Origin of the sequence: Streptacidiphilus alkalitolerans (genome assembly GCF_042511045.1) — a bacterium.
Classification (GTDB): Bacteria; Actinomycetota; Actinomycetes; order Streptomycetales; family Streptomycetaceae; genus Streptacidiphilus; species Streptacidiphilus alkalitolerans.
Genome location: NZ_JBHEZX010000026.1, coordinates 1 through 17301, shown reverse-complemented (window position 1 = coordinate 17301; position 17301 = coordinate 1). Strand labels below are relative to the sequence as shown.

Sequence of the window (17301 nt, the reverse complement as noted above, 5' to 3'; positions counted from 1 at the left end):
TGACTGGGCCAGAGTTGCGCACTTGTAATTTCACTTGTGTCGTTTCGTCACTTTGGCGAAGGACCGCACCACGGGGACGCACGCTGAAGAGGGGTAGGAGGCGCGCTGATGAGCGAGCTCTTTGAATTGATGATCCTTGACGACGACGCCGTCGAGGAAGAGCTCGGCTGGCAGGAACGCGCCTTGTGCGCCCAGACCGATCCGGAATCGTTCTTCCCTGAGAAGGGGGGATCCACGCGGGAGGCCAAGAAGGTCTGCCTCGCCTGCGAGGTCCGCTCCGAATGCCTGGAGTACGCCCTGGCGAACGATGAGCGGTTCGGAATCTGGGGCGGGCTCTCCGAGCGGGAGCGCCGGCGTCTCAAGAAGGCCGTGGTCTGAGCATTCCAGTGCCCTTACCGATACCCATGAGCAGCACAGAGCCCCGCCGGGCCGACCCTGGCGGGGCTTCGTCGTTCCCCCGTGCCGCCCGGGTACCGTCCCGGAGCTGCCCCGGGCCTCCGGAAGCACGCATTCCTCACAAAAGCACACCGCCCCTGAAGCGCCACACGCGCAACCGTTAGTGTGGGGCGCTCACCCAGCCACGCCACTCAGCGAACCGGGGCCACCCACCGCGATGACTGCCACAGCGACGACTCCCTACGGCCAGCCCGCTCCAGGACGGCCACCGGCCTACCCGAGGCACCTGGTCACTGCCGTCCTGGTCAGCCACGACGGCGCCCGCTGGCTGCCGCAGGCACTGCGCGGCCTGCTCGGACAGGACCGCCCGGTGCAGCGCGCGCTGGCCGCCGACACCGGTTCCGACGACGGGTCGATGCAGCTGCTCTCCGACGCGCTCGGCTCGCAGTCGGTGTACCAGTACGGGCGCAGGACCGGCTTCGGCACCGCGGTCAACGAGACCGTCAAGGCGATCCTGCCGCTGCGGGCGCAGGACCTGCCCTATGCCATCTCCGCCAGCGGCTACGACCCGGTCGGGGGCGGCCACGACCAGTTCGGCGACCCGCTCGGGCACCACGACGAGCTCGCCGCCGACCAGCTGCTCGCGGGCGGCTCGGTCGAACCGGTCGAGTGGCTCTGGCTGCTCCACGACGACTGCGAGCCCCAGCCCGACGCGCTGCGGCACCTGCTCCAGGTCGCCGAGACCACCCCCAGCGCCGCCGTGATCGGCCCCAAGCTGCGCAGCTGGTACGACCGCAGGCAGCTGCTGGAGGTCGGTGTCAGCATCGCCCGCAGCGGTCGCCGCTGGACCGGGCTGGACCGGCGTGAGCAGGACCAGGGCCAGCGCGACCAGGTCCGCCCGGTGCTCTCGGTCTCCACCGCCGGCATGCTGATCCGCCGCGACGTCTTCGAGGAGCTCGGCGGCTTCGACAAGTTCCTGCCGCTGATGCGCGACGACGTCGACCTCTGCTGGCGGGTCGCCGCCGCGGGCCACCGCACCGTGGTCGCGCCCGACGCGGTGCTGCGGCACGCCGAGGCCGCCAGCCGCGAGCGCCGTCCGATCGACTGCGCCCGCTCCGACCGTCCGCACCGGATCGACAAGTCCGGCGCGGTCTACACCCTGCTGGCGAACTCCCGCGCGGTGATGCTGCCCTACCTGCTGCTGCGGATCACCCTCAGCACCGTGGTGCGCGCCCTCGGCTACCTGCTCGGCAAGACGCCGGGCCAGGCCATGGACGAGTTCGCCGGACTGGCCCAGGTGCTGCTGCGGTTCGGCCGGATCATCGGCGGACGCGCCCGCCGCGCCCGGGCCCGGCGTCCTGACGCCCTGGACGACCGCAGCCTCTTCCCTGCGCCCGGCGCGAGCGCTCGCGCCACCGTCGAGAACCTGGTCTCCGAGTTCGCCGGGAAGACCGGCAACGAGGCCATCGCCAGCCGGCACGGCTCGGTCGAGTCGGGCCCGGTCGACGACGACTCCGAGTTCCTGGAGATCGAGCAGTTCGCCAGGATCAAGCGGATCGCCCGCAAGCCCGCGCCGGTGCTCTTCGCCGGGCTGCTGGTGCTCACCCTGGTGGCCTGCCGCGGCCTGCTCGGCTCCGGCTCGCTGTACGGCGGCGCGCTGCTGCCGACCCCCGGCGGCGCCGCCGACCTGTGGGACCAGTACGCCGCCTCCTGGCAGGCCAACGGCGTCGGCTCGGCCGGCGGCTCGCCCCCGTACCTGGGCGTGCTCGCGGTGCTCTCCAGCATCTTCCTCGGCAACCCCGGCCTGGCCGTCGGCGTACTGCTGATCCTGACCGTGCCGCTGGCCGGGGTCTCCGCGTACCTGGTGTCCCGTCCGCTGATCGAGTCCCGGCTGGTCCGGGCCTGGGCCAGCGCAGGCTACGCGCTGCTGCCGGCCGCGACCGGTGCGCTGGCCCAGGGCCGGATCGGCACCGCCGTCCTCGCCGTGCTGCTGCCGCCGCTGGCCCGCGCCGCCGCGGTCGCGGTCGGCCTCGGCATCCGCCGGGAGACCGCGGCCAAGGGCGGACGCCCGGGCTGGCGCAGCGCCTGGGTCGCCGCGCTGCTGCTCAGCTTCACCACCGCCTTCGTCCCGCTGGCCTGGCTGCTCGGTCTGCTGCTGGCCCTCGGCGCGCTGCTCGCCGCCTTCCTCCGCGGCGGGGCCTTCGGCAGCGGCCCGGAGGTGCTGCGCACCCTCGGCCCGCGCTGCCTCGCCATCGTCGGCACCCCGGTGCTGGTGCTCGCGCCCTGGTCGCTCGGCCTGCTGAAGCACCCGAGCCGACTGCTGCTGGAGGCCGGCATCCCCGGCGCGGTCGGCCCCACCGCCACCCCCACCGGACTGCTGCTGCTCGACCCGGGCGGCAGCGGAACCGTCCCCGGCCTGCTTGTCGTCGGCATCGTGCTGGCCGCGCTCGCCGCGCTGCTGCGCGCCGACCGCCGCCGCGCCGTGGTCGCGGCCTGGGGCGCCGCCTCGCTCGGCATCCTCGGCGCGGTGCTCACCGGCACCGCCAAGGTCTCGCCGGGACCCGGCGCGCAGGCCGTCTCGGCCTGGGCCGGACCGGCCACCCTGCTGGCCGGGATCGCCCTGCTCTCCGCCGCCGCCATCGGCGCGGACGGTGCGCGCGGCCGGGTGGCCGGGATCGACTTCGGCTGGCGCCAGCCGGTCGCGGCCCTGGTCGTCCTGATCGCCGCGCTGGCCCCGGTGGCCGCGGCCGGTTGGTGGGTGGTCCGCGGCGCGGACGGCCCGCTGCAGCGCGGCAACGGCCAGCTGGTCCCGGCGTTCATCGCCGAGCAGGCCGCGACGGTCGACCAGATCCGCACCCTGGTGCTCACCACCAGCAACAACGGCGGCGTGGTCAGCTACTCGCTGGTCCGCGGCGCGGGCCCGACCGTGGGCAGCGCGGAGACCTCGGCCGAGGCCGGTCCCTCCAAGTCGCTCGGCAGCCTGGTCGCCAACCTGGTCGCGGGCGCGGGCGGTGACCAGGCCGGCGGGCTCGCCGACTACGCGATCCAGTACGTACTGGTCCAGGCGCCGGTCAGCGCCCAGCTCACCGACACCCTGAACGCGACCCCCGGCATCACCCGGGTCAACCAGCAGGCCAGTTACAGCATCTGGCGGGTCACCGACAACGTCTCCAGGGCGGTCATCCGCAACCCCGCTACGACGGGCGCCCAGGCGGTCCCCGACATCGCCGTGGCGGCCGGCCCGGTGGACCTCCACACCACCGTCCCGGCCGGGCCCGACGGCCGGACCCTGCGGCTGGCCGACAGCTCCGACCCGGCCTGGCACGCCACCCTGGACGGGCAGGCGCTGAAGCCGACCGTCGTCGACGGCTGGGCCCAGGGCTTCGTCCTCCCGGCGACCGGCGGCAAACTGGCCGTCAGTTACAGCGAGGGGCCGCTGCACACGGTCTGGATCGCCGGACAGGCGTTCCTGGCCTTCGTGGTGCTGGTGCTGGCCCTGCCGGGCCGCCGCGACCACAACGACGACGACCTGCCCGAGGAGGGCTCGCCGGAGCAGGCCGCCGCCGAGACACCGCTGCCCGGCTCCCGCCGCGCCCGCAGGCTCGCCGCGGCGGAGGGCGCGGACGATCCGGCCCTGGCTGGAGCCGGCCCGGCGGACGCCGGCGCGGGCGGCGCTGGTGCAGGCGCGGGCGACCTCGCCGCGGGAGGCGCCGGTGCGGGCGATCCCGCGATGGGAGGCGCCGTCGGGGACCCCGAGCCGCAGCCCGGCGTCTACGCCGCTGTTCCGCAGCAGCAGAGCTGGGAGCAGCAGCAGTCGCCGGAGCAGCAGCCGCAGACCCAGCAGCCCTACGGCTGGGACCAGTACCCCGCCGCCGCCGACCCGTACCAGCAACAGCAGCAGGCGTACGCCGCCGACCAGGGCTACGCGGCCCAGCAGGCCTACGGCGGCGACCCGCAGTACCCGGCCCAGCCGCAGACCCAGCCCTACTACGGCGGCGAGCAGCAGGGCTACTCCCAGCAGCCCTACGGCGACCCGCAGTACGCCCCGCAGGAGTTCGACCCCCAGGGGCAGCCCTACCCGCCGCAGCCGCCGCAGGGGTACGACTGGCCCGCCGCACCGGCGGCCCCCCCGCTGCCGGAGCAGGGCGCCTACGGCTCACTGCCGCCCGACGACCCGTGGCTGCAGGCGCAGGATCCCGACCCGCGGAACCCGCGGCAGAACCCCCAGCACCACAACGAAGCCGGGAGCTGAGTGATGATCAGCCGCACCACGCAGTCCCTGCTCGCCGCCGTCGGGGTGCTCGCGCTTGCCGTCGGCATCGCCGAGGTCCACGCCCCGACCGGACAGGCGGCGGCCCCGGGCGCGACCGTCCGCACCGCGGTCCAGCACAGCAACCTGGTCTGCCCGCCGCCGCTGCAGAGCCTCACCGGCAGCACCGTCTACAGCCTCGCCGTGCCCGGTGCGCAGAGCAGCGGTGCGCAGACCGGCGCGGCCGGGGCCGCGGGCACGGCCGCGCTGGGCGCGCTCCCGGCGAGCGGCACGGCCGGGTCCTCGGCTCCCGCCGCCGCGGCCAAACCGCTGGCCACGCAGACCTCGGTCGGCGGGGCGACCGCGGCGAAGGCGGCCTCCGGCGCCAAGGCAGCCGCGCTGCTGGGCACGGCCGACGGCTCCACCGCCCCCGGCTTCACCGTGCAGCAGACCACCACCGGGCCGGGGAAGGCCCTCTCCGGGACCGCCTGCGGCACCCCCGGCACCGACTTCTGGTTCGCCGGCGGCGACTCGGTCAAGGGCAGCGTCGACTACATCGAGCTGACCAACGCCGAGAGCACCGCCGCCGACGTGGACGTCCGGATCTTCGGCCCCAACGGCGAGGTCGAGAACGCCCAGGCCTCGAACATCAACGTCCCGGCGGCCGGGACCTCCTCACTGCTGCTCTCCTCGCTGCTGAGCCCGGGCAACGACAACCTCGCCCTGACCGTCCACGTGCTGGTGCGCAGCGGCCGGGTGGGCGCCGCCCTGCACGCGGACAGCGGCGACACCAAGGGCGCGGACTGGGTCCCGCCCACCACGCCCGCCAGCAGCCAGGTCATCCCCGGCCTGCCCGGCGACCTGACCAACGCGGTCCTGCTGGTGGCCGTCCCGGGACCGAACGACGTCGACCTCAAGGTCCAACTGGCCTCGCAGGACGGCTGGATCACCCCGGCCGGGCACGAGACCGTGCACGCCAAGGCCGGCATGGTGACGGCGTTCACGCTCGGAGCCCTCACCCACGGCCAGCCGGCCACCATGCGGCTCACCCCGTCCGACCCCAAGCAGGCGGACCCCTTCGTGGCCGGCATCCAGGTGTTCCGGGGCAAGACCAAGACCGGCACGGACGTCGGCTACCTGGCCGCCAGCACGCCGATCGGCCAGCGGGCCACCGCGGCCGGCAACACCAACGGCACCAGCACGCTGCTGCTCACCGCGACCGGCGCCGCCGCCGTGGTGAAGGTCTCCGAGATCGGCGGCTCCGGCACCCCCACCACCCAGAACGTCACCGTGCCGGCCGGGGCCACGGTCCCGTCGGTGCTCAAGGGCCCCAACGGGAGCTACGCGGTGACGGTGGAGCCGGTCTCCGGCGGCCCGGTGTACGCGGCACGCATGATCAGCGTCAACAGCGGCTCGGTGCCGACCTTCACCGTCCAGCAGCTGCCGGACGACCACAGCACCGTGCAGATCCCCAGGGCGGTCCAGAACGACTCCATCCTGATGCCCTGAGGGCCCTGCACCTGAGGCCCGCACCTGAGGGCCTGACGCCCGGCCCGTCAGGGCCCTGCACCTGAGGGTCCTGACGCCGGTTCAGGTCGCGTCCGGCCCGGGGTCGATCTCGTCGGGATCGACCCCGAGCAGTTCGGCGACCTGCTCCACCACGACCTCGTGCACCAGCGCGGCACGCTCGTCCCGCCCCTTGGCGCGGGTCTCCACCGGACGCCGGAACACCACGATCCGGTCCGGCCTGCCCTGGCTGGCCGCGATCACCCGACCGAGCGGCACGTCGTCCGCCCGCGCGTCGGTCGGATCCGGCTCCGGTTCCCCGGGCAGCGGCCCGGGGACGTCCTGGACCGCGAACTCGACCTCGGCCAGCTGCGGCCAGCGCCGCTCCAGCCGCTCCACCGACTCGCGCACATAGTCGTCGAACATCTCGGACCGGCTCAGCGACATCGGCACCTGCGGCGGGGCCAGCGGTCCCCGCAGGCCCCGTCCATGGCGGTCGCGTCGACGCGGTCGGCTCTCCGGTGCAGCGGGTCTCTCCATTCCGGCAGAGTACTGACTGGGAACCGGCCATCACGCCAACATCCGGACGACACGGACCCGGGGTCGTCGCGGACAGGTCGCCCGGTGGGGTACCGTCCATCGTCGTGAGCCTTGTACGTCGCTGTTCGCGCACCGCGTGCGGTCGTCCCGCCGTCGCGACGCTGACGTACGTCTACGCGGACTCGACCGCTGTGCTCGGTCCGCTCGCCATCTATGCCGAACCGCACTGCTACGACCTCTGCGCGGAGCACTCCGAGCGGCTGACCGCCCCGCGCGGGTGGGAGGTCGTCCGGCTGACCGTCGACTCCGGGCCGATCCGCCCCAGCGGCGACGATCTGGAGGCGCTGGCCAACGCCGTCCGCGAGGCGGCCCGGCCGCCGGCCCGCCGCCAGGACGGCGGCAGCCCGGCCGACCCCACCGAGGTGGGCAGGCGGGGCCACCTGCGCGTCCTCCGCTCGCCCGACACCCAGTAGGGCGCAGGCGCTCCACAGCCACCAGGTAATCTCGGCACACCAGCTGCGAAGCAGGCTGTGACCGTGGACGAGCGTGGACCAGAATGGCGGAGACTCCGAGTGCCTGACCTGAAGCAGATCGTGAAGGCGTACGACGTGCGCGGCACCGTGCCGGACCAGTGGGACGAGTCCCTCGCCCGCGCCTTCGGAGCGGCTTTCGTACGGGTGACCAACGCGACCGCCATCGTCACCGGCCACGACATGCGCCCCACCTCGCCCTCGCTGTCCCGGGCCTTCGCCGAGGGCGCCGCGGCCCAGGGCGCGGACGTGGTCGAGATCGGCCTCTGCTCCACCGACCAGCTCTACTTCGCCAGCGGCAAGCTCGACCTGCCCGGCGCCATGTTCACCGCGAGCCACAACCCGGCCCAGTACAACGGCATCAAGATGTGCCGCGCCGGAGCCTCCCCGGTCGGTGAGGACACCGGCCTGGTCGAGATCCGCGAACTGGTGGAGTCCTGGACCGCCGCGGACGACACGGTCACCGTCCCCGGCTCGGACGCCCCGCAGGGCACGATCACCCAGCAGGACGAGCTGCAGCCCTACGCGGACCACCTCAACGGCCTGGTCGACCTCTCCGGGATCCGCCGCCTCAAGGTCGCCGTGGACGCGGGCAACGGCATGGGCGGCCACACCGTCCCCACCGTCCTCGGCGGCCTGCCGCTGGACATCGTGCCGATGTACTTCGAGCTCGACGGCACCTTCCCCAACCACGAGGCCAACCCGCTCGACCCGAAGAACCTGGTCGACCTGCAGGCCAAGGTCCGCGAGGTCGGCGCCGACATCGGCCTGGCCTTCGACGGCGACGCCGACCGCTGCTTCGTCATCGACGAGCGCGGCGAACCGGTCTCGCCCTCCGCGATCACCGCTCTGGTCGCCGTCCGCGAACTGGCCAGGGCCAAGGCGGACGGCGAGGCGGAGCCGACGATCATCCACAACCTGATCACCTCCTGGACCGTGCCCGAGGTGGTCCGCGAGCACGGCGGCAAGGTCGTCCGCACCCGGGTCGGCCACTCCTTCATCAAGCAGGAGATGGCCCGCACCGGCGCCGTCTTCGGCGGCGAGCACTCCGCCCACTACTACTTCCGCGACTTCTGGCGCGCCGACACCGGCATGCTCGCGGCCATGCACGTGCTGGCCGCCCTGGGCGCCCAGCCGGGCACCCTCAGCGCGCTGACCGCCGAGTACGACCGCTACGCGGCCTCCGGCGAGATCAACAGCACCGTGGACGACCAGGCCGCGCGCACCGCTGCCGTCCGCGCCGCCTTCGCCGGCTCCCCGGACGTGACCTTCGACGAGCTCGACGGCATGACCGTCACCAGCCGGGACTGGTGGTTCAACCTGCGCGCCTCCAACACCGAGCCGCTGCTGCGGCTCAACGTCGAGGCCCGCGAGCAGGCCGTCATGGCGGAGATCCGCGACCGGGTCCTCGCCATCGTCCGCGGCTGACGCACAGCTGCCGCCGACACCGCCGCCGATACCGCTGCCGCCGCCCCGGGCGTACCGCCTCCGGGCAGGCGGCGGGGGTACGGTAGCAATCCGGGGCGCGACCGCGTTCCGGACCCGCCCGTAGCTTCCCGGGAGCAGAACGGCCATGAGCATCGACCCCGCCCTGCTGGAGATCTTCGCCTGCCCGCAGTGCCACGCCCCGCTGCGTGAGGAGGACGAGGAGCTCGTCTGCACCTCGACCGAGTGCGCGCTGGTGTACCCCGTCCGGGACGGCATCCCGGTGCTGCTGATCGACGAGGCCCGCCGCCCGTCCTGAGCGCCCGAAGGACCACCTGACGGAACTGGGAACAGGGGAGGCCACCGCATGTTCGAGGAGTGGGTGCTCGACGACCCGGACACCCTGGCGCGTGCCGACGCGTCCGGGGCACTGCTCGACCTGGCCTCGGCGGGGGCCACCGTGCGCAACGCGGTACGCCTCGCCGGTGAGGCCGGCCTCGACCGGCTCCGCCCGGAGGGGCGGCCCCGCGCCGTCCTGGTCGCCGGACACGGCACCGCGGCCCTGGCCGGCGAGGCCTTCGCGGTGCTGATGGGCGGTGCCTGCCCGGTCTCGGTGCTGCGCCCCAGCGGCTCGGACGACTCGGTCGCGCGTGCCATTGACTTCACCTCCGGCCTGCTCTGGTCCGTCCCCGGCTGGGCCGGACCGTCGGATCTGCTGGTCGTGCTGTCCACCACCGGGGGCGAACCGGGCCTGGTCTCGCTGATCGAGCAGGCGTACGTCCGCGGCTGCACCGTGGTCGTGGTCGCCCCGGTCGACAGCCCGCTGTCCGAGGCCGCGCTGCAGACCAGGGGCCTGCCGCTGCCCTATGTGTGCGCCGTCCTCGGCGACGAGCGGATCGGCCGGGACCGCGACCTGCCCCGGGACACCCCCTCCTCCTTCTGGGGCCTGCTGGCCCCGGCCGTCGCCCTGGCCCACCGGATCGGCCTGGTCAGCACGCCTTCGTCGCTGACGGCGGCGGCCGACCGGCTCGACGAGGTGGCGGTGCGCTGCCGCCCCGGCGCCGAGACCTACGGCAACCCGGCGAAGACCCTCGCGGTCCAGCTCGACGGCGTGCTGCCGCTGCTGTGGAGCGACAGCCCGTGCACCGAGGTGGCCGCCCGGCGCTTCGTCCAGATGCTCACCGACCAGGCCGGGCGCCCCGCGCTCCAGGGCACCCTGCCCGAGGCGCTGACCACCCAGCGGGGCCTGCTGGCCGGCCACCTCGCCGCGGACGAGGAGGAGCTCGCGGACGACTTCTTCCGCGACCGCACCGAGGAGCCAGACACCCTCCGCCTCAAGGTCCTGCTGCTGCACCGGTCCGAACAGCCGGACCGGCTGGTCGACCAGCGCACCGGGGAGGAGCCCTCGGGCGAAGCCCGCCCCGAGCAGCCCCCCTTCGCCGAGCCGGAGAGCAACGGGCCGCTGACGTCCCGGCGCACCCTGGCCCGGGCCCGCGCGCTCGCCACCGACCACCGGATCACCCTCAGCGAGCTGGCCTCCGGCCACGCCGACTCGCTGGAGGCGATGGCCGAACTCGTGGCACTGACCGACTTCGCCGCCGTCTACCTCGGCCTTGCCTCCTCCGGCACGGCCGACGTCCCGGCCGGTACCGCGCCCCTCGACGGCTGAGCCCCGGCTCCGCCCCCGCCTCCGCTTCCGCCTTCCCCTGGTGACCGCACCCGCCGACCCGCCCCTTGTTGCATCCACTGCCGTATGCACCCCCATGCTCGGAGAACCAGTCCGAACCACACAGATCAGGACCTGTGCCGTGGACCGCCTGACCAACACCGTCCGCCCCTACTCCTGGGGCTCGCGGACCGCCATCCCGACCCTGCTCGGCACCCCGCCCAGCGGCGAGCCGCAGGCGGAGCTCTGGATGGGCGCCCACCCGGGAGCGCCCTCCACCCTCGACCGCGGCGACGGCCCGCGCCCGCTCGACGCGGTGATCGCGGCCGACCCCGAGCACGAACTCGGCGCCGCCGCCGTGGCCCGTTTCGGGCCCGCCCTCCCCTTCCTGCTCAAGCTGCTCGCCGCGGGCGAGCCGCTGTCGCTCCAGGTGCACCCGAACCTCGACCAGGCCCGGGCCGGCTTCGCCGACGAGGAGGCCAGGGGCATCCCCCTGGACGCCCCGCAGCGCACCTACAAGGACGCCAACCACAAGCCCGAACTCATCTGCGCCCTGGACGACTTCACCGGCCTCTGCGGCTTCCGCGCCCCCGCCGGCACCGCGCTGCTGCTCGACAGCCTGGGCGTGCCCGCGCTGGCGCCGCTAGCCGACATCCTGCGCTCCAAGCCCGAGCCCGAGGCCCTCCGCGAAGCCCTGACCGCGATCCTCACCGAGGCGCCGGAGACCATCGCCGCCACCGTCCTGGCCACCACCGAGGCCCTGGAACGCGCGGCCGAACGCGCCGCCGCCGACCCCGAAGGGCTCGGCCTGCCGGCCGAGCTCGCCACCGCCCTCGGCTCCTACGCGGCCGTCGGCCGCATCTTCCCCGGCGATCCCGGTGTGATCGCCGCGCTGCTGCTCAACTTCGTCCGGCTGCAGCCGGGTGAGGCCCTCTACCTCGGCGCCGGGGTCCCGCACGCCTACCTCAGCGGCCTGGGCGTGGAGATCCTGGCCAACTCCGACAATGTGGTCCGCTGCGGGCTCACCCCCAAGCACGTGGATGTGCCCGAGCTGCTCCGCATCGTCGACTTCCGCAGCGCCGAACCCGGCGTCCTGCACCCTGTCCCGGTCCCCGGCTCGGACGGCGAGGAGCTGTACCCCACGCCGATCGACGAGTTCCGGCTCTCCCGCTACACCCTGGACGGGACGGCGGCGGTCGGCCGCCGCATCCCGGGCACCGCACCGCAGATCCTGCTCTGCACCGAGGGGACCGCGGTCCTCACCGCTGCGGACGCTTCACCAGTCACACTTCGCCGCGGGGAATCCGCCTATGTCTCCGCCGACACCGATGACCTCCGGGTCACGGCAGCGGACGGCGCACCGGGCACGGTCTTCCGTGCCACGGTTTCGCTCTGAGTCAATAACTACACCCGGCGAAGGACAGCGGCCCCGGATTTCCGCCGCAGAGGCGCAAATCCGGGGCCGATATCACCCGTGCGTGTGACCCGTCCCAACAAGCCGCCCGTACCGACTGTCCGACTATCCGCCGAGCACCAGCTTCTCCAGCGCGGCCCGCGCCCTGGCGTCGGACTGGGCCCGCAGCGCGACCGCGGTGGCCAGCTCGGTGGCCCACACGTCCAGGCCGACCGGCTTCCGCGACAGCACCACCCCGCGCACCACCGTGGCCACCTCGGCCTGCGGCCGTCCGTGCGCCAGGGTGAGGATCAGCCGCCGGTCGTCCAGCGACACCTCGAGCTTCTCCACCCGGCCCTCGCGCCCGGCCAGCCGGTCACCGACCGAGCGCTTGCGCTCGAAGGCCACCGCGCCCTGCGGAAGCGCGTCCGCCAGCGAGTCGGTCAGCACCTTGACGTAGATCTCCAGGTCGGCCGAGTCGCGCCGGAGCGCGGCGGCGAGCATGTCGATCGACGCGCCCGGATCGTCCACCACACCGTCCAGCGCGTCGCCGGTGTCCTCCGGCAGCGCCGGCAACGGATCCTGCTCGCTCATCGTTCATCCCCGCACTCAAGAAGCCCGGCACACCGGATAGGTCCGACAGAAACGCGGTCAGCCGCCATAGGAGCTTCTCACCCGTCCAGGCTCAGCACCATCGTGGGCCGCTCGATCTCATGGTCGGACCGCAGCGGGCGCACCGCCGTGCCGATGGAGAAGAACTCCGTGGTGTGCCCGCCCCAGCGGTGGTTGTGGGCGTTGAGCTGCACGCCGACCACGCCCTCCGCGTGCAGCGCCTCCGCCTCGGCCTGCATCCGCGCCATGGCCAGCTCGCGCGCGTCGTAGAGGGCCTGGGTGAACTGCTCGATCTCCACGTTCTTGCCCATGTTGGAGAACACCGCGCCCATCTTCTGGTGCGCGATGTGGTAGACGCAGGTGCCCATGACCATGCCCAGCGGGGCGTAGCCGGCCCGGATCAGGGTCCAGAAATCCTGGCCGGACAGGTCCGAGGTGAACGGCTGGCCCTTGTTGTTGCGCCAGGTGGTGTTGCCCGGGGCCGGGTGGTCCGCCTTGACCGCGGTGCCGATGGCGATGAACTCGGCCACGTCGTTGCCGAACTCCCTGGCCTCGACCGTCAGCCGGACCCCGACGATGCCGTCGGCGCCCAGCGCCGCCGCCTCGGCCTCCATCCTGGTCATCGCCAACTCTCGGGCGTGGTACATCGCCTGGCTGAGGGTCTCCAGTTCCTGGTTCTTGCCCCAGCGGCCGATCTGGATGCCGACGTGGTAGATCGAACTCCCGAGGACCAGGCCGATCGGTTTGAAGCCGGCCTCGCGCACCAGCAGGAACTCGTTCACCGACAGGTCGCTGGTGAAGATCGAGCCGGGCTTGCCCGGCTCCAGCTCGGACAGCCGCCGCATCGCGTCCGCCGGTACACCCTGAGCGCTCGGCCCCGTGTTCGTCATATCGCTATCCTTCATCTCTCAGTCGCCCAGCTCACTCAGTTCCTGAACCAACCGCCGGTACTCCGAGCGGTCCCCGTACGGGCTGGACGCGACCGCGGCCAGTCGGCGGCGCAGCAGTTCCCCGCGGTCGCCCAGCGGCATCACCGACAGCGTGCGCGGCGGTTCCTGCCGGGTCTTGAAGCGTGCGATGGTCGTTCCCACCATGGTCGACTCGGCGACATGGTCCTCCTGCTCGGAGTTGTTGCGGTTCCGCGCCCGCAGGCAGCCCTCGCGCCACACCCGCAGCTCGCTCGCGGCCATGACCACCCCGTCGCCGCCCCGCTTGGCGCCCTGCAGCTGCAGTTGCCGCCGGGCGTCGGCGCGGACCTCGTGGATCAGCTCGCTCCAGCCGGTGACCTCGATGTTCCGCCAGGAGTAGCTCTGCGACTGGGTCCGGTAGTCGTCGTGGCGGACCCCGATGGACATGCCCACCAGCAGTTCCACCGGCACCCAGCCGGAGGCGACCAGCTTGGCGAAGCCCTGTCCGTCCAGGTGCGAGGTGAACGGATGCCGGGGGCGGACCGTGCCCTGCGCCCGGACCGCGGTGCCGATCACCTTGAACTCCAGGCAGTTGGGCTGGCTCGCGAACGGCGCCATGGTCAGTGCCGCCGAGACCACCCCGTCGCCGCCCAGTGCCAGGCACTCCGCCGTCATCCGGTCCAGCGCGGTGCGCCGCGCCGACTCGAAGACGCCGACCAGCGCGGCGGCCGGGGAGCCCTTTCCGGACAGGGCCACCGGCGCGGTCCCGACGTTGCCGAAGCTGTAGCCGTACCCCGCGCCGGGGAACAGGCAGTCGTGGTAGCCCCAGTACCGGCCGCTCCGTCCGACGTGGTAGACGGCGGAACCCATCACCTGGCCCACCGGTTCGAACCCGACGGAGCGGATCGCCGCGAACTCGCCGGTCGACAGCGCGGACGTCCAGGTCCCGCTCTCCCGGACTTCTGCCATTCGCTCAGCGGCAGCGGGTGGCAGCCCGCTGCCGCTCCATGGCACCGACATCTGTCCTCTATTCCCGTCCGGTCCGGCAGCGGAGACTCACCCTCTGCACCCTAGGACGAAGATTCGATCGAGCGCATCGGAATCTACGCCTCTCTGGCGCGGTATCGAGTTGCCGCAGCGCCCTTTGTAGGCCGGAAGATGCTCATCGGGCTTGGGAAGGCTGCGGTTCGGTGTAGATTCGGTACTGAGCCAGACGTCGCTGCTGATGGCGGTCGGTGGGCTCGGGCGGTGCCACGACCCCTTCTCGGGGAACGGTTTCCGACCGGGTGTGCCGAGGGAGAGAGGTCCTCCGACGCAACTGGGCCGCACGAGGTACGACTACGCGGGCGCGCGCGTTTTTCGCCGCGTGCCGTCGGCATGCCCTGCGTATCTGCCCGTGTCTGCGGTCCAGCCACTTCCGAGCCCCCGCCGGTACAGTCCCCGGCGCCTCACAAGCGATAGTGATGGAGACACACCCATGTCCGTAACTGCCACCGGTGACTTCAAGGTCGCCGACCTCTCCCTGGCGGGCTTCGGCCGCAAGGAGATCCAGCTGGCCGAGCACGAGATGCCGGGCCTGATGTCGATCCGCAAGGAGTTCGCGGCCTCCCAGCCGCTGGCCGGCGCCCGGATCACCGGGTCGCTGCACATGACCATCCAGACCGCTGTGCTGATCGAGACGCTGACCGCGCTCGGCGCCGACGTCCGCTGGTGCTCCTGCAACATCTTCTCCACCCAGGACCACGCCGCCGCCGCGATCGCGGTCGGCCCCGAGGGCACCCCGGAGAACCCGCAGGGCGTGCCGGTCTTCGCCTGGAAGGGCGAGACGCTGGAGGACTACTGGTGGTGCACCGAGCAGGCGCTCACCTGGCCCGGCCACGCCGGGCCCAACATGATCCTGGACGACGGCGGCGACGCCACCATGCTGATCCACAAGGGCGTCGAGTTCGAGAAGGCCGGCGTCGCTCCGGACCCCTCGACCGCCGACAACGACGAGTTCCGGATCGTCCTCGAGGTGCTCAACCGCACCCTCGCCGAGAGCCCGCGCAAGTGGACCGAGGCCGCCGCCGGGATCAGGGGCGTCACCGAGGAGACCACCACCGGCGTCCACCGCCTGTACGAGATGCACCGCGAGGGCACCCTGCTCTTCCCGGCCATCAACGTCAACGACGCGGTCACCAAGTCGAAGTTCGACAACAAGTACGGCTGCCGCCACTCGCTGATCGACGGCATCAACCGCGCCACTGACGTCCTCATCGGCGGCAAGGTCGCCGTGGTCTGCGGCTACGGCGACGTCGGCAAGGGCTGCGCCGAGTCCCTGCGCGGCCAGGGCGCCCGCGTCATCATCACCGAGATCGACCCGATCTGCGCCCTGCAGGCGGCGATGGACGGCTACCAGGTCACCACCCTGGACGAGGTCGTCGGCATCGCCGACATCTTCATCACCACCACCGGCAACAAGGACATCATCCTGGCCGGCCAGATGGAGAAGATGAAGCACCAGGCCATCGTCGGCAACATCGGCCACTTCGACAACGAGATCGACATCGCGGGGCTGTCGAAGCTCCCCGGCATCGTCAAGACCGAGGTCAAGCCGCAGGTCCACGAGTGGCGCTTCGCGGACGGCCACACCATCATCATGCTGTCCGAGGGCCGCCTGCTGAACCTCGGCAACGCGACCGGCCACCCGTCCTTCGTGATGTCCAACTCCTTCGCGAACCAGACGATCGCGCAGATCGAGCTGTTCACCAAGACCGAGGAGTACCCGGTCGACGTCTATGTGCTGCCGAAGCACCTGGACGAGAAGGTCGCCCGGCTGCACCTGGACGCGCTGGGGGTCAAGCTCACCGTCCTCAGCGACGAGCAGGCCGCCTACATCGGCGTCCCGGTCGAGGGCCCGTACAAGCCGGACACGTACCGCTACTGACGCTGGTTCAGCTTCAGCGAGCGTTGCTGGAACCACCGGACGGCCGGTGCCCCGGGAGATCATCGGCACCCGGGGCACCGGCCGTCCGGCCGTAGAGTGCTGAGCATGCCCAGCGGTCGCTACTCCTTCTACGACACCCACGACAGCACCCCCCTCGGCGAGGAGCGGTTCAGCTGCGCCCCCGGCCCCTCCGGCTGGCGCTACACCGCGCAGACCTTCAGCACGGACGGCGAGCCCGACGGCTCGGTCGACCTCACCCTGGACGCGCTGAGCCGCCCGCTCCGCCTGGAACTCAGGTCGGGGCTTTGGCAGATCCGCGCCGGCCTGCTGGACGGGCTCAGCTGGGTACGCAGCCACCAGGACGACGCCGAGGGCCAGCACGCCCGCGAGGGCAACGACCGCGCCCACGCGTTCGCGGGACGCTCGCCCGCCTTCCTCGTAGCGACAGCCCGCCTGCTGCGGCTGAGCCCCGGCAGCTCGTCCCGGCTCCGCGTCGTCACCTTCACCGACCCGGTGCTGGCCCCACGCACCCACGACCAGGGCTGGACCCTCGACGGGACGGAGTCGCACCCCACGGACAACGGCCCCCTCGTCGTCGAGCGCTACCGGGTCGCCGACCTGGCCACGGGGGAGGAGGGCCTGGTCCACCTGGCCGGCGATGTGATCTTGGCCGCCCCCGGCATCGAACTCGAACAGCTCGAAACTCCACCCAGTAGAACCGTTGACCCGGGCGAGTACGCCGAGTAGGTTAGAGCAGTTGCCTCCGACTGGACAGGTCGTGAGGCGGTGAGTAGTCTCTGACTCTCGCCTTCCGAGGTACGTCGAAATGCGGCAGGAAACCGGGCAGAAATGCCAGGACAATGCTGTCCCGATTCCGAGGACGAGCGAGCCGTGAAAACGGGGTCGGAAAGCCTGATAAGGTTACTGACAACAGCTCGGCAGAAACGAAAATCGACTGGTCCAAACAGGCGAAACGGATCTGCTAGGCTGTGAAACAGAACGAAGCGCCCGGAGGGTCGGTGTGAAGGCCGCCTGAAGGAAGTGTCCGTTCCTTGAGAACTCAACAGCGTGCCAAAAGTCAACGCCAAATGTTGATACCCCGTCCAGCCGCTTTTGTGGTGGTTGGTCGTGGTTCCTTTGGGAAAAAATA

14 protein-coding genes are annotated in these 17301 nt (G+C 72.3%); 10 read left to right on the top strand and 4 right to left on the bottom strand.

Annotation, left to right across the window (positions count from 1 at the left end):
* Positions 1-108: 108 nt before the first annotated feature.
* From ACEZDG_RS35710 to ACEZDG_RS35700, 3 genes are all read left to right on the top strand, one after another.
* A complete protein-coding gene (locus ACEZDG_RS35710; protein ID WP_380518465.1) occupies positions 109-378 on the top strand; it encodes a WhiB family transcriptional regulator in 270 nt (89 codons plus the stop codon).
* Between the two features lie 235 nt (positions 379-613).
* Complete coding sequence (locus ACEZDG_RS35705; RefSeq protein WP_380518462.1) at positions 614-4648, top strand: glycosyltransferase family 2 protein; 4035 nt, start codon at positions 614-616, stop codon at positions 4646-4648.
* 3 nt (positions 4649-4651) lie between these two features.
* Entirely contained in the window at positions 4652-6154 is a 1503-nt protein-coding gene (locus ACEZDG_RS35700) for a DUF5719 family protein (RefSeq protein WP_380518460.1), read from the top strand.
* Positions 6155-6235: 81 nt separating this feature from the next.
* Here the strand turns inward: ACEZDG_RS35700 and ACEZDG_RS35695 are convergent, their stop codons facing one another.
* On the bottom strand, positions 6236-6691 hold the full coding sequence (locus ACEZDG_RS35695; protein ID WP_380518458.1) for a metallopeptidase family protein: 456 nt from the start codon (positions 6689-6691) through the stop codon (positions 6236-6238).
* 104 nt (positions 6692-6795) lie between these two features.
* Here ACEZDG_RS35695 and ACEZDG_RS35690 point away from each other — a divergent pair, with 104 nt between their 5' ends.
* The 5 genes from ACEZDG_RS35690 to manA all read left to right on the top strand — a co-directional run bounded on the left by ACEZDG_RS35690 (position 6796) and on the right by manA (position 11708).
* Entirely contained in the window at positions 6796-7164 is a 369-nt protein-coding gene (locus ACEZDG_RS35690) for a DUF3499 domain-containing protein (protein WP_380518455.1), read from the top strand.
* Between the two features lie 99 nt (positions 7165-7263).
* Positions 7264-8649 carry a phosphomannomutase/phosphoglucomutase gene (locus tag ACEZDG_RS35685; RefSeq protein WP_380518452.1) on the top strand — a complete coding sequence of 462 codons (1386 nt, stop codon included), beginning with the start codon at positions 7264-7266 and terminating at the stop codon, positions 8647-8649.
* A gap of 145 nt (positions 8650-8794) precedes the next feature.
* Positions 8795-8965, top strand: coding sequence for a Trm112 family protein (locus tag ACEZDG_RS35680; RefSeq protein WP_380518451.1), 171 nt, complete (start codon positions 8795-8797; stop codon positions 8963-8965).
* A 48-nt stretch (positions 8966-9013) separates the two neighbouring features.
* On the top strand, positions 9014-10315 hold the full coding sequence (locus ACEZDG_RS35675) for an SIS domain-containing protein (RefSeq protein ID WP_380518448.1): 1302 nt from the start codon (positions 9014-9016) through the stop codon (positions 10313-10315).
* Between the two features lie 139 nt (positions 10316-10454).
* Positions 10455-11708 (top strand): mannose-6-phosphate isomerase, class I, encoded by a 1254-nt coding sequence (manA, locus tag ACEZDG_RS35670; RefSeq protein WP_380518445.1) that lies wholly within the window; start codon positions 10455-10457, stop codon positions 11706-11708.
* Positions 11709-11831: 123 nt separating this feature from the next.
* On the opposite strand, the gene ACEZDG_RS35665 is transcribed toward manA, so the two are convergent.
* From ACEZDG_RS35665 to ACEZDG_RS35655, 3 genes are all read right to left on the bottom strand, one after another.
* On the bottom strand, positions 11832-12299 hold the full coding sequence (locus ACEZDG_RS35665) for a hypothetical protein (protein ID WP_380518442.1): 468 nt from the start codon (positions 12297-12299) through the stop codon (positions 11832-11834).
* A gap of 77 nt (positions 12300-12376) precedes the next feature.
* A complete protein-coding gene (locus ACEZDG_RS35660; protein WP_380518439.1) occupies positions 12377-13207 on the bottom strand; it encodes a heavy metal-binding domain-containing protein in 831 nt (276 codons plus the stop codon).
* A gap of 18 nt (positions 13208-13225) precedes the next feature.
* The gene (locus ACEZDG_RS35655; protein WP_380518437.1) at positions 13226-14194 is read right to left on the bottom strand and encodes a heavy metal-binding domain-containing protein; all 969 of its coding nucleotides are present in this window, start codon (positions 14192-14194) and stop codon (positions 13226-13228) included.
* Between the two features lie 508 nt (positions 14195-14702).
* Here ACEZDG_RS35655 and ahcY point away from each other — a divergent pair.
* Together ahcY and ACEZDG_RS35645 are read left to right on the top strand one after the other, a co-directional pair.
* Positions 14703-16151: an adenosylhomocysteinase gene (ahcY, locus tag ACEZDG_RS35650; protein ID WP_380518434.1), complete on the top strand. Its 1449-nt coding sequence runs from the start codon at positions 14703-14705 to the stop codon at positions 16149-16151.
* Between the two features lie 105 nt (positions 16152-16256).
* A complete protein-coding gene (locus ACEZDG_RS35645; RefSeq protein ID WP_380518430.1) occupies positions 16257-16898 on the top strand; it encodes a hypothetical protein in 642 nt (213 codons plus the stop codon).
* Positions 16899-17301 lie beyond the last annotated feature (403 nt).